Origin of the sequence: Acinetobacter sp. YH12027, from assembly GCF_013420085.1 — a bacterium.
GTDB classification, from domain to species: Bacteria; Pseudomonadota; Gammaproteobacteria; order Pseudomonadales; family Moraxellaceae; genus Acinetobacter; species Acinetobacter amyesii.
Genome location: NZ_VOYW01000014.1, coordinates 92,746 through 105,208 on the forward strand (window position 1 = coordinate 92,746; position 12,463 = coordinate 105,208).

The window sequence follows — 12,463 nt, forward strand, 5'->3', positions numbered from 1 at the left end:
ACGCGGCAAGGTCATCCGCAAGTGTTTGAGTCAGGACGACTTCTAATCAAAAATGTTTTTGCAGTACTGTGAATAATTTAACGGTAATGATCGAGTTTTGCGGTGAGGAGCACTGCTCTGCAAGATGGTTTCCTTACGAAGCACGCTTCTCACTTTATCGAACGAGAAACAATGTGTCGTAAGCGTACCTCCAGCCGAAGGCTAATCCCTATATTCAATCTCTAGATGCAAGACTCCGTCGAATCGACTCAAAATGATTTTTAAAAATTCAAAATTACTTTTATGTGCCTAACATCTCTAAGTAAGGAAAATCTTAGAGAACGACTTTAAGCAAAACTCTCCCAGATTCCAACTTGCCCTTCTTTCACTCGAGGGATGTTGCCGAGTTTGATCCATGGCATATTGTCACCATGAAAATCACTGCCAACAGAAACTTTCAAGTTAAAGGCAGCAATCATACGATCCACCATTTGACGAGTCGATAATGGCTCAATTGCCGGTGGTAATTCCACTGCATCACCGCCCGCTTCAGCAAAGATTTCAATCAAATAACGAATATTGGTCGCAGATAAATCATAACGCGTTGGATGCGCCAACACCGCAAAGCCACCACTGGCATGAATCACCTCAATGGTTTCAGCAAGACTCGGACCTTCAAATTTTACAAAGGCTTTTTTGCCTTCTTTAATATATTTATCAAAAGCTTGTTGTGGACGCGCAACCACACCCTTTTCCACCAAAGTTTTGGCAATATGGGTACGTGTAACCCGATCTGGAATATGGTCGACTTTGGCAACCACATCGCTATAAATATCTTGACCAATTAACGGTATCAGTAAGTCACAAATCTGCCGAGCACGTTCCGCTCGAATACGCTTTTGATCCATCAATAAGGCTTGTATGGGCGCAGGATTTTGCATATTTAAAGCGACGATATGCACACCATAACTTTTTTTGGTCGCAGGTCTCGACCACTGGCTGGAAATCTCCACGCCAGAGATTAATTGCAGCTTTAATTCATGAGCGACTTGCTCTGCTGCCAACAATCCGTCCATCGTATCGTGATCAGTCAAAGCCAGCGTATGAATTCCAATAGCACTTGCGGCCTGCACCAAAGCCTCTGGTGACAAAGTACCATCAGAAATATTACTGTGTGTATGTAAATCTACGCCTTGCATCTCTATACTATGTCATTTATTTGATCAGATTTAGATACTCTAACATGAAAGCACTTTTAGACTTTGTGCCACTCATTATTTTCTTTTATTTATATAAAACTGTAGATCCAAAAGATACGCAGCACCCATTATTACAATTAATTGGTTCTGCTGGGGGTGTCGATAACAATAACATTCTTGTGGCAACATCAGGTCTCATCATTTCCATGCTTGTGGTTTATGGTGCATTGTTTGTCATGCAAAAATTCCGTCTAGATAAACAACAATGGATTGTGTTGTTCATGACCGTGATTTTTGGTGGTATTACCCTGATGCTAAGCGATGATTTTTATATTCGCTTAAAAGCCGTTTTACTGAACTTAGTTTTCGCAGGGGCGTTTTTACTTTCTCCACTGTTTAGTAAAGATAAGAAACCGCTCATCGAACGTTTATTTGGTCCAGTCTTAAATTTAACCGCTGTCGGTTGGAAACGATTGAACTATGCATGGGCTGCAATGTTCGTGGTGATGTCATGTTTACACACCTTTTTCGCTTATTTGTTTGCAGACGGAAAATATTGGGGTGAATTCACTGCTTTTGGTGACATGATCGTGATGTTTTCCTTTATCATTATTCAGTTTATTGTATTACGTAAATACTTTAAGACCTCAGAATAATCCATTCGGTCAAAAATCAGGAAAAGTCATGCCATTATTCGTCGTAAGCTGTACAGATAATGAAGGTACAGTGGAAAAGCGCCTTGCGGTTCGTCCTCAACATCTTGAACGTCTACAAAAACTTGATGATGAAGGTCGTCTGATTGTTGCAGGTGCGATGCCTAAAGATCCGGCAAACCCGCAAGCTGGTTTTTATGGCAGTACGATCATTGTCGATTTTGATAGTCGTGAAGCCCTAGACCAATGGTTGGCAGATGAACCTTTCCTCAAAGAAGGGGTTTATGGCCAAATTGATGTCAAACCATTTAACAAAGCATTTCCTAAAGGATAAGGTTCATGCGCGTCGTTGTTTCTAGTTTACTGGGCTTATCTTTAATTTGTTCAACTGCATGGGCTGAAGAACCGGCTCCTGCACCTGCTGTAGCCCCTGCTGCTCAAGCAACGACTGCAACACCTCCTCCCAATCCTGTGCCGCATACTATTCCTGCCAATAAACCGGGCATCATTAAAGTGGCGGCAACCGTCAATCCCAATGGTCAACCTCAAGATGCAACCCCATTGACCATTGAGCAATTGGCAAAAAATAAAGCGCTGCAAGATGCCAAAGTTAAAGCGATGGTCAAAGACCAATCTGTACGCTTACAACAATTAGAAAAAGCTAACCTTGAAGCTTTGGCGCAAAACCAAGAATTACAACTTAAAAATGATAGCTTGGGCGTACAAGTACAAGTGCTGCAAAGTGAACGTAGCGCGCAGATGTTTTTATATGGTGGCACCACGCTTGGTGTTGGCGTGATTTTAGGTTTCTTGTTGGCCAGTTACGTCTATACCAAACGTCGTCGTCAATGGTAATTCGTTGTTCTACTTCAATTTAAAGGTTGCTTGAGTTTTGTCAGGTGCAATTCAGACTGCCGATCTCGATTGGCAAATGATCGATGGCATTGATATACCAGTGTCTAAACAGTTTGGTGATGTGTATTTTTCGAAGGACAACGGCCTGCTCGAAACACGTCATGTGTTTTTAAAAGGGAATGACCTCGACACTCGCCTTGCGGCACTGACTGATTTTGAATATTTCAGTGTCGGCGAAACAGGTTTTGGTACAGGCTTAAATATTTTGGCCCTGTGGCAATTATGGCAACAGGTTCGTCCAGATAATCACAGCCATCTACATGCTATTTCTGTAGAAAAATTCCCTTTATCTAAAGCAGACCTCATTCGTGCATTAAATGCATGGCCTGAATTACAGCCTTTGGCACAGCAACTGATTGCGCAATATCCTGAACCCATTGCGGGATGTCATCGACTCAATTTTCCAGAAGAGCGTTTTTCGATTGATCTTTGGTTAGGCGATGCACACGACGTTTTTCCTGTCATGGCAAAAACTGCTACAGTCAATGCATGGTTCTTGGACGGTTTTGCACCCGCCTGTAATCCTGACATGTGGGAAGAAAACGTACTCAAAAATATCGTGCGTCTATCGGACATTGGGACGACCTTCGCCTCATTTAGTGTGGCAGGTGTACTGAAACGCGGCTTACGTGAGCATGGTATTACCATTACACGACCACGTGGCTTTGCTCATAAGCGTGAAATGCTCAAAGCTTTTTGGCTCGCACCTGAAAGATCAGATGATCAATCCGAAGTTGCTAACCTTCCCACTTTAGACGAAAAAAAAAATTCTGAAATCACTGTAGGTCATAACCCTCGTCAAATCGCAATTATTGGCGCTGGCATCGCAGGTTTAAGCTGTGCTTGGGCATTTGCTCAACGCGGGCATCAAGTGCGTATTTACGAGAAATCAGCACCACTCAGCGGTGGGTCGGGTAATCCTCTTGCTCTACTCAACCCTAAACTCTGTCCAATTGAACAAAGTGCTGAGCATCTGATGACCCTCAGTTGGTTATATGCGCTCAAGCATTATCAAAACTTCAAGGCATTTCGTCCCTTACAGATTCACCAATCTATTTTAAAAAATAAAGCAGAATACCTTGATTTAGCTCAAGCTTATCCTTCAGAGGTGTTAGCTGCTGAAGAAGGCACGCCAAATCAATTAGCTTCAGCATTTCCAACCCTGCTCCTCAAACAAGCAGGCGCGGTCAGTCCACATCAGCTTCGTGACCAAATCTTGGCACATCCGCACATTGAATTGTTACAAGCAGATATTCAACGCATTGAGCAGCAACAAAATGGCGTTGCGCTATTTACACAGGATCAGCAGCTTCCATCTGTCGAACATGTCATTCTCTGTGCAGCACGTGAAAGTATGCAGCTACAAACAGATTATCCAGAGCTGCGTGCCATTCGTGGACAAGTCAGTTGGTTGAACAACCCCGCTCAACAAATGGATATGCATACCGCCTATAGTTATGGAGGCTATTGTATGCAACTGGATGCCGAACAGATGATTATGGGCGCGTCATTTTATCCCGGCCGTGATGACACCGACGCTCTCACTGAAGATCATGTGCATAACTATGAACTTATCCACAGTGTGTTCCCTGACTTTGCCAAAACCTTAGCACCGATTGAGCAATGGCATGGACGTGCTGCGATTCGCGCACAGACGAAAGACTTTTTCCCGGTAATTGGTGCAGTCCATGAAGATCAGCACATTTATAGCTGTAGTGGACTCGGTTCTAAAGGTTTCCTGTATGCACCGCTCTGTAGTGAAATCATTGCCGCGCTAGTCTTAAAAGAAGCCTGCCCTATTCCAACACAGCTACTCGATAAAATTCATGCAGCACGTTTTATACGACGCGCCAAAGCGAAACAAAAAACCAAGAAGCCTTATTTTCAAGGTCAGGTGCCCTCAGCACCACCTCAAGAAAAATAACTTGCAATAAAAAAGCGCCTTTCGGCGCTTTTTTTGATTCGATCTTATTTCCCTTGTTCCAAAGGAAGACCGGCATCACGAGCAGCACGCGTGCCGCCCATTAAGATTACATATTCACGTGAGCTGTCAAAACCCTCTAGTAACTCTGCTGCACGTGGAGCTTTACTTCCGCCACCACATAAAATGTAAATGGGTTGATCCGTTGACACCTGAGTCAGTGCATCTGATGACAATGCGTTGATCGGTCGGTTAACCGCACCTTTCACATGTGCTTCAGCATAAGCACTTGCATCGCGAACATCCCAGATAATCGAGTCTTCTGGGAACTCAAATGTTGTAATTTCTTGTTTACGGATCATTGCGCACTCCTTTTGATGTAAACAACACTTGGCAAATGAAGAAAACATCCCTAGCATCTCAGATATTCTTTCCCTTTGTAAAGGTCTAATCTATGCCTTCTTTTGATATTGTTTCCGAATTAGAAGTTTTTGAAGTAAATCATGCAGTTCAAAACACGCAAAAAGAAATTGCGACGCGTTTTGACTTCCGTGGTCATGACGTTTCAATTGAGTTAAATGAGAAAAATAAGGAAATCAAAATCTCAACAGAAAGCGATTTCCAATGTGAGCAAGTGTATACCATGCTCGAAAATCATTTCTTCAAACGTAAAGTCGACATTCAAGCACTCGATCCACAAAAAATGACGGCTTCTGGTAAAAATGTCATTCAAGTAATCAAACTGAAAGACGGTCTTGACTCTGATACTGCAAAAAAAATCAATAAAGCCATTAAAGAAAGCGGCATTAAAGTGCAATCTTCTATTCAAGGCGACAAAATTCGTGTGACTGACAAGAAACGTGACACTTTGCAACAAGTGATGGCGTTCTTAAAAGAGCAACAGTTTGGTGTGCCGCTTCAATTTAACAACTTTAAAGATTAAGGCAGCACAACTGCCATTGAGGTCAATATGGCACGTCCAAATCGTCTAAATAAACTGGTTAAAGCAAGCTCTAAATTACCCAAAGGTATTCAAAGTCGTTTGCTCAGTCGAGCTTTTGGTCGTGTCGTGCCCATGGTTGGAACAGCTAAGATCCAATATCAACATGTCAGCCCTGAGCGTGTTGAGGTGAGCATCGCCAATTATAAGGCGATGCAAAACCATATTGGGCAAGTACATGCCTGTGCCATGGCACTGATCGCAGAAACAGCCACAGGCTTTGTCACAGCAATGAACGTCCCAGACAGTGCCATTGTCCTGATTAAAAGCTTCAAAGTTGATTTTAAACGTCTAACCCAAGGTGGGATGAAAGCCATCGCAACGCTTACACCCGAACAGCAACGACAAATGCAAAGTACAGAAAAAGGTGAAACCTTAGTACAGGTCTTAGTCACCGATGAATCTGGTGAAGCACCGATTCAATGTGAAATGCTTTGGGCGTGGGTGGCAAAATCCGCTCTGAAAAATAAATAAATGTAAATAAAACTTACTTTTAGGTAAGTATAAGTTTTACCAAATTTCAGCAAAATCAAGACTGTTTTTTATTATTTATACGCCGTAATTCCGCTCAATATGCTTGCACGACACAAATATATTGAGCACTTTATGAAAAAAATCATTCTCCTTTCATTCATCGGCATGGCGGTTTTTTTAACTGCATGTCAAAGTACTATTCCTGCAACGCCAACGACTCCAAATCAAGCGGCTGATAGCAATATTCAAACCAGCCAAGCAGCGGAAAATAAGAAAATCGTGATTGATTTTTATGAAGGTGTCTTTCTTAAACATCAGGTTAAGACATATGCTGACCGATATATTGGCAATCAATATATTCAACATAATCCGCATGTACCTGATGGCAAAGCGCCTTTTGTCGATTATTTTACCCAGTATTTTAAACAAAATCCTGAAGCAAAAAACCAGATCAAACGTGCCGCTGCCGAAGGTGATTTGGTCTATTTACATGTGCATTCTACGCAAAATAAGCAAGACCGCGGAGAAGCCATTATTGATATCTTCCGTGTTGAAAATGGCAAAATTGTTGAACATTGGGATGTGCAACAAAGCATTCCTGAAACCAGTGCCAACTCAAACACGATGTTTTAATTTCTCAGCCACTATTCATAAAAAAAGCCACTCGATTGAGCGGCTTTTTTTGTCTTACTTTAATTAAGCTTGATCTGCAGCAAATTTAGCTTTTGCATCCGCAGGAATTTGACGCTTAGCACCTTTCACATCGACAGCGACAAATGTAAATACACCTTCGGTTACGCGAATTGGATCACGTGAACTGTCGTGACTATCCCAAACTTCAATCTGCATTTGGATAGAGGTATTACCCACTTTTAAAATTTTGGTATATACACTGATGACATCCCCGACTTTCACAGGAACGAGGAAGGTCATTTGGTTAATTGAAATCGTTGCACAGCGTCCTTGACTGAAACGCTCTGCGTGAATTGCACCGGCCAAGTCCATTTGTGACACGATCCAACCACCGAAAACATCACCACTCCAGTTGGTGTCTGCAGGCATCGCGATGGTTTGTAGGGAAAGCGTTCCTTCAGGTTTTACATGAGTTTCTGACACTTTAGCTCCTGGCGCTGACATTTATTGAGGTAGATTTAACTGCTGATTGAGCCATTGTTGTAACTCACCAGCACGCATTGCACCGCTTATTCTAGCAATTTCGTTGGTTTTATTCATCAAAACCAGTGTAGGAATACTACGAACATTAAATGCACCGCTCAATCGAGGGTTTGCTTCGGTATCAATTTTGGCAAAAACCACCTTCGGATTAGATTTTGCAACTTGTGCAAAGTGTGGCGCCATCATCTTACATGGTCCACACCATTCAGCCCATAAATCAATCAGCACAGGTAAATCACTATTGCTAATAAAATTTGCAAAGTTCTTTTCATTCAACTCGATGGGCGCCAATGGAATCAATGCTTGATGACATTGACCACATGCAGGTCCAACTTCGAGTTTTTCTTCAGGTACACGGTTTTTTGCACCACATTCAGGACACACAACGATCATTTAGCTGACTCCAACATGTTGATGTAAAAATTCTAATTGGGTTGCCATGGCTTTTTCAAACCATTGCCCGTGATAAATATCAAAATGTTGCATTTCCCACTCATAATACTGCACATATGGTGCAATATTGGTCGCAGTTTCTCGGCTTGATTCGATGGGAATCAAACTATCTTCTTTGGCTGCAATAAAAAGTACTGGTATACTAATTTTACGTACATCTAATATTGGGCGATAACGGATTAGCTTAAAAAAGGCCCGAGCCGGAATTTCGCCACTCCAATAAAAATCAGGATTTACAATCGATAAGTAGCCCGCATAACTGTCTTCAGACTGTAAAAAACACAATCGATGTGGATGAACTACAGGTAAAGTCGTTGGGCTCATCCCAACTTTAGAACCCATATAGTCCTGACTCGATAATTTTAACGCTTTGGGTAATTGCTGTAAGGGATACAATTTTGCACTTTCAGCACCGTCGACAAATGGAACTTGTACCATCACCGCTTTAATATTTTTAAGCTCTGCCGCTAAACTGAGTACATAGCCACCACTTAGCGATGTTCCCCATAATACAATGCGTCTCGAATCAATCGATTTACGCTGCTGTAAATGATCGATCATGGTCCGCCAATCTTCAAGTTGAGCTTTAAGATTCACCAACTCTCTCGGACGCCCTGTGCTGCCCCCCCAATAGCGATAATCAAACAACACGACAGCATAGCCCGCTTGTACAAAGCGCTTGGCATATTGCACTAATTTAAATTGGCGTAATGCCGCCAAACCATGCGCCATGAGAATGACTGCAGGTTTTTCAATAGATTTTGGACGATAAAAGTCAGCAGCTATAACATCTTGTCCGCTTTTGACATACAGTGGTTCGACTGTATAGGCGTGCATACGCGCTCCATTGCGTTATTTTATGGTTGTAATCGCTTATAAAAATTTAAGAACATTCTGCTCAAGTTTGTGCTTAATGCTATCATAAAGCATAAATCTATGAATTAAATTATGGAGTGACTCAATGAGCGAAAATGTTGGTTTTGCAGGTCAAATCGGCCCAGAACATGTAGCGCAAGTGGTTGAAAAAGGCTTTAAATCGATTATCAATAACCGCCCTGACATGGAAGGTGGTCCTGAGCAACCAACCAGTGCTCAAATTGAAGAAGCAGCTCGTAGCGCTGGTTTAGACTATGTACATCAACCTGTCGTTGCGGGTCAAATTTCTGAGCTAGATGTCCGTAACTTTGCCAATCATTTTAATGAATTGCCAAAACCAGTTTTAATGTTCTGCCGTACAGGTAACCGTTCGAATAACCTTTATCAACTGGCAAAACAGATGGATCTTTTGGATGACTAAGGCTTTCATTCAAAAAGCTTTATTGATCGCAACTTGTGTCTTTTCAGCACCTACATTTGCTGATAATAATAGTCAGCCCTTAAATGCAAATTTAAGTGTCTCCGGACAAATGACCACAGATAAGTTTTCAAGTTTACTCAAACAACTTAAATTTAAATCTGTGATTGTGAACCGACCAGATAATGAGACAGGCAATGAAGTGACTGTTTTACAGTTACGAGGCATTGCGGAAAAGTCTCATGTGAGTGTTGTGTATCAACCTGTGCAAAGCGGTAAAATTTCTCAAACAGACGTGAAGGAATTTGCCAAATACTATAATGAGCTTCCTAAACCCATTTTGATGATTTGTCGCAGCGGCTCTCGTTCGACAGCTCTTTTCAATCAAGCTAAGGCTCAAGGTTTGCTCAATGAATAAATTCGTGTTTACCGTTTTATTTACAACGTTGTTGCTAACAGGGTGTAATTCTATGAATGTACGTCCAACCGTTGGTGTAAGTGTCGGGACTGCACTATAAAATGACGAATATAAAGATGGCGCTATTTGCGCCATTTTTTATGTGTGGTATCTTTACGCAATATAACTTTTTCTATACATAAATAACTATTTTGGGGTACTTCATGAAATTTCTACAAGGATCACTTTCACTTGCTTTAGCTACATTATTAACTGCATGTGGCGGTGGAGGTAGTGAAGGTTATTTTAATAATGAAAGTAATAGCAGTGGTAACACAACTGAAAATACAAATACTTCATCTGCCGACACAAAATTTTTTGAAGATAACCTAAAACGAGAAGGTAGCATTTTATTTGGGTTACTCGATACTAATAATCCTGATACACCTAAGGGCTATATTGACCATGCTCTAGATACCTTTGGAAATGGTGTCTTAGAACTAGCTATTTCGACGCATGAAAAATTCACTCAAAATCAATCACAATTTACTTATTATGATGATTGTCATAAAAAAGACGAAACATCAACAGATGACTTAGAACAATCGGAACAAATTAAACAAGGTTGTTATGTAATTAGTGGAGATAATTTAAAAAATTTACTCGGTGAAAATTATAAAAATTGGAACTTTAATGTAAATGCAAATGATTTAAAAAATATGCAGCCAAAAGAAGGACTTGAAAGTTATATTGGCCAACCAAGCGTTATTATTTACGAAAATCAAAATGCTGATAAAAACTTAAATAGCATTGCAGTTACTGGTAGTTTTGGTTACCCGTATCAACAATCATGGGGCTTAGCTCAAAGCCAGCAGGTACGTTTTGTCACTATTCCGAACAATGATAGCAGTAATGGTGGATTTGTACTTTATAATGATCCAACGTCATCTGAAGGAAAGCTATATGTTGTACAAGCTGACTCTAGTTATAGCGTGCTCACAAATGATAATCCAAACACACCAAATATCGAACCTGTGACATTCACTGTTCATTCTGCTCCAGGTAATGAAATTGCAACTTTCCTTATTAAATCAAATGGTACTCAAATACTAAATTTGCCAAATATCTCTGCAATTTCTGGACAACGAATCGAAAATGAAAGCCCAGCAACAAACATCAAGAGCATTACAGGCAGTATTAGAATTGAAGGAGATAAAGTTTTAAACTTCCTACAATCAATAAGTGGTTCAACTATTACTTATACACATACTTTAACTTTAGATGCTGATGGTAAAACAATCACTCGCACCATCAATGGTACAACTAAAAAGTAACTTTCTAACAAAATCCCTCTACCTAGAGGGATTTTGTTTAATTAATATAATTTATTTAGAATAAAGTAAATATTTTATGTACGACATCATCATTATCGGTGCAGGCACAGCAGGCATTTCAGCCTATAAAGAAGCAATTAAAAAAACACAGAATATTCTTATCATTAATGATGGTCCTTGGGACACCACCTGTGCACGCGTCGGTTGTATGCCAAGTAAAATACTCATCTCTACTGCCAACCGTATGCACGAAATTGGACATGCAGATAATTTAGGTCTAGATGTCAAAAGTGAAATTGATACCTCTAGCGTCATGCAACATGTTCAAAATTTACGTGATCGTTTTACACTAGCCACTTTAAAAGATGTTGAAAGTTGGCCAAGCGAACATAAAATTTCAGGAAAAGCTGAATTTATTAATTCAAATACAATTCAAGTAAATAACCAAACATTTAAAGCCAAATCATTTATCCTTGCAGTAGGTACAACGCCTGCTATAGATACAGAACAAAAACAAATATTAGGCGATAAATTAATTACGTCCGATCAAATATTTGAGTTAGAACAACTACCAAAATCTGTCGCAGTTATTGGAAGTGGCGTGATCGCTTTAGAATTGGCTCAGGCTTTAACACGGCTTAATGTAAACACCACTGTTTTTGCACGTAGTCGAAAAATTGGCTCATTGACTAGCCCCATATTACAAAAGCTCGCACAGGAAGAGTTAAGTAAAGAATTAAAGCTAAAGTTTGAAATTTTACCTGAACATTACTCTCTTGAAGGCGATCTAGTTCATTTAACCTATACTGAAGAAAACGTACAAAAGTCGCTACAAATTGACTATGTTTTAGCTGCAACTGGCAGACGTACATTATTAAATACCTTAGGTTTAGAACGTATAAGTGCAGAATTTAAAGATATTAAAAATTTACCGATCAATCCGGATACAAAGCAACTAGCTGATTATCCAATTTTTATTGTCGGTGATGCACATACCAATACCCCTATCCAACACGAAGCAGCTCATGAAGGTAAATTTACAGTACAAAACTGTTTAAACTTTCCACAAATTAAATCCATCAAGACGCTAACCCCTTTAGGCATCTTATTTTCTACACCACAAATGGCAACTATCGGTCAAAGCTATAAGCAACTACAAGATAAAAACACAGAATTCGTCATTGGTTTCGTTTCTTACGAAAGACAAGGTCGTGCGATTGTTGCTGCTAAAAATAAAGGGGCTGCCGAAGTATATGTGGATAAAATTAACCATACACTATTAGGAGCTGAGCTATTCTGTGCAGAAGCTGAACATTTAGCACATTTACTAGCTTGGATGATTTCAGAAGAACTAAGCATACATGAAATTTTGGATAAACCTTTCTATCATCCAACTTTAGAAGAAGGGTTAAGAACAGCATTAAAGCATGCACGACGTCAGTTAAGATAATTTTATCGTTCTATGTAAACTTATAGCGTTGGATATCCAACGCTTAATTTCCGTATCCCCCTTTATCTTTTTCCTTTCCCTTTTTCTTCGTGCATAAAAAAACACCCCCTGAGATATCAGGGGGTGTTTCGAATAATGAGCTGGCGATGACTTACTCTCACATGGGTAACCCCACACTACCATCAGCGCTAAGAGGTTTCACTTCTGAGTTCGGGAAG

General features: G+C 40.4%; 16 protein-coding genes. 11 read left to right on the forward strand and 5 right to left on the reverse strand.

Annotated features, from left to right (window positions below):
• Nucleotides 1-326: 326 nt before the first annotated feature.
• On the reverse strand, nt 327-1,178 hold the full coding sequence (locus FTT94_RS06950) for a PHP domain-containing protein (RefSeq protein ID WP_180024578.1): 852 nt from the start codon (nt 1,176-1,178) through the stop codon (nt 327-329).
• A gap of 44 nt (nt 1,179-1,222) precedes the next feature.
• Here FTT94_RS06950 and FTT94_RS06955 point away from each other — a divergent pair, with 44 nt between their 5' ends.
• The 4 genes from FTT94_RS06955 to mnmC are packed head-to-tail and all read left to right on the forward strand — an operon-like array spanning nt 1,223 to nt 4,670.
• A complete protein-coding gene (locus FTT94_RS06955; protein WP_078191311.1) occupies nt 1,223-1,834 on the forward strand; it encodes an inner membrane-spanning protein YciB in 612 nt (203 codons plus the stop codon).
• Between the two features lie 28 nt (nt 1,835-1,862).
• A complete protein-coding gene (locus FTT94_RS06960; RefSeq protein WP_078191312.1) occupies nt 1,863-2,165 on the forward strand; it encodes a YciI family protein in 303 nt (100 codons plus the stop codon).
• A gap of 5 nt (nt 2,166-2,170) precedes the next feature.
• Nucleotides 2,171-2,686 (forward strand): hypothetical protein, encoded by a 516-nt coding sequence (locus tag FTT94_RS06965; RefSeq protein ID WP_180089769.1) that lies wholly within the window; start codon nt 2,171-2,173, stop codon nt 2,684-2,686.
• 37 nt (nt 2,687-2,723) lie between these two features.
• A complete protein-coding gene (gene mnmC, locus FTT94_RS06970) occupies nt 2,724-4,670 on the forward strand; it encodes an FAD-dependent 5-carboxymethylaminomethyl-2-thiouridine(34) oxidoreductase MnmC (RefSeq protein WP_180170481.1) in 1,947 nt (648 codons plus the stop codon).
• A gap of 44 nt (nt 4,671-4,714) precedes the next feature.
• On the opposite strand, the gene FTT94_RS06975 is transcribed toward mnmC, so the two are convergent.
• Nucleotides 4,715-5,029, reverse strand: coding sequence for a rhodanese-like domain-containing protein (locus FTT94_RS06975; RefSeq protein WP_078194202.1), 315 nt, complete (start codon nt 5,027-5,029; stop codon nt 4,715-4,717).
• A gap of 92 nt (nt 5,030-5,121) precedes the next feature.
• Between FTT94_RS06975 and FTT94_RS06980 the strand changes: the two genes are divergently transcribed.
• From FTT94_RS06980 to FTT94_RS06990, 3 genes are all read left to right on the forward strand, one after another.
• On the forward strand, nt 5,122-5,610 hold the full coding sequence (locus tag FTT94_RS06980) for a YajQ family cyclic di-GMP-binding protein (RefSeq protein ID WP_078191316.1): 489 nt from the start codon (nt 5,122-5,124) through the stop codon (nt 5,608-5,610).
• A gap of 27 nt (nt 5,611-5,637) precedes the next feature.
• Nucleotides 5,638-6,141 carry a DUF4442 domain-containing protein gene (locus FTT94_RS06985; RefSeq protein ID WP_180170482.1) on the forward strand — a complete coding sequence of 168 codons (504 nt, stop codon included), beginning with the start codon at nt 5,638-5,640 and terminating at the stop codon, nt 6,139-6,141.
• A 132-nt stretch (nt 6,142-6,273) separates the two neighbouring features.
• The gene (locus FTT94_RS06990) at nt 6,274-6,774 is read left to right on the forward strand and encodes an ester cyclase (RefSeq protein WP_180026772.1); all 501 of its coding nucleotides are present in this window, start codon (nt 6,274-6,276) and stop codon (nt 6,772-6,774) included.
• A gap of 63 nt (nt 6,775-6,837) precedes the next feature.
• Here the strand turns inward: FTT94_RS06990 and FTT94_RS06995 are convergent, their stop codons facing one another.
• The 3 genes from FTT94_RS06995 to FTT94_RS07005 are packed head-to-tail and all read right to left on the reverse strand — an operon-like array spanning nt 6,838 to nt 8,607.
• Nucleotides 6,838-7,257 carry an acyl-CoA thioesterase gene (locus FTT94_RS06995; protein ID WP_078191328.1) on the reverse strand — a complete coding sequence of 140 codons (420 nt, stop codon included), beginning with the start codon at nt 7,255-7,257 and terminating at the stop codon, nt 6,838-6,840.
• A gap of 21 nt (nt 7,258-7,278) precedes the next feature.
• Nucleotides 7,279-7,710, reverse strand: a complete 432-nt coding sequence (gene trxC, locus FTT94_RS07000) for a thioredoxin TrxC (protein ID WP_078191319.1) — start codon at nt 7,708-7,710, stop codon at nt 7,279-7,281.
• Nucleotides 7,711-8,607, reverse strand: a complete 897-nt coding sequence (locus FTT94_RS07005; RefSeq protein ID WP_180022590.1) for an alpha/beta hydrolase — start codon at nt 8,605-8,607, stop codon at nt 7,711-7,713.
• 124 nt (nt 8,608-8,731) lie between these two features.
• Between FTT94_RS07005 and FTT94_RS07010 the strand changes: the two genes are divergently transcribed.
• The 4 genes from FTT94_RS07010 to FTT94_RS07025 all read left to right on the forward strand — a co-directional run bounded on the left by FTT94_RS07010 (nt 8,732) and on the right by FTT94_RS07025 (nt 12,245).
• Complete coding sequence (locus FTT94_RS07010) at nt 8,732-9,067, forward strand: TIGR01244 family sulfur transferase (RefSeq protein ID WP_078191321.1); 336 nt, start codon at nt 8,732-8,734, stop codon at nt 9,065-9,067.
• Nucleotides 9,060-9,482: a beta-lactamase hydrolase domain-containing protein gene (locus FTT94_RS07015; RefSeq protein ID WP_180170483.1), complete on the forward strand. Its 423-nt coding sequence runs from the start codon at nt 9,060-9,062 to the stop codon at nt 9,480-9,482. Before FTT94_RS07010 ends, FTT94_RS07015 begins: the two co-directional genes overlap by 8 nt.
• A gap of 203 nt (nt 9,483-9,685) precedes the next feature.
• Nucleotides 9,686-10,795, forward strand: coding sequence for a hypothetical protein (locus FTT94_RS07020; protein ID WP_180124523.1), 1,110 nt, complete (start codon nt 9,686-9,688; stop codon nt 10,793-10,795).
• 76 nt (nt 10,796-10,871) lie between these two features.
• A complete protein-coding gene (locus FTT94_RS07025) occupies nt 10,872-12,245 on the forward strand; it encodes a dihydrolipoyl dehydrogenase (RefSeq protein WP_180170484.1) in 1,374 nt (457 codons plus the stop codon).
• The last annotated feature ends 218 nt before the right edge of the window (nt 12,246-12,463 follow it).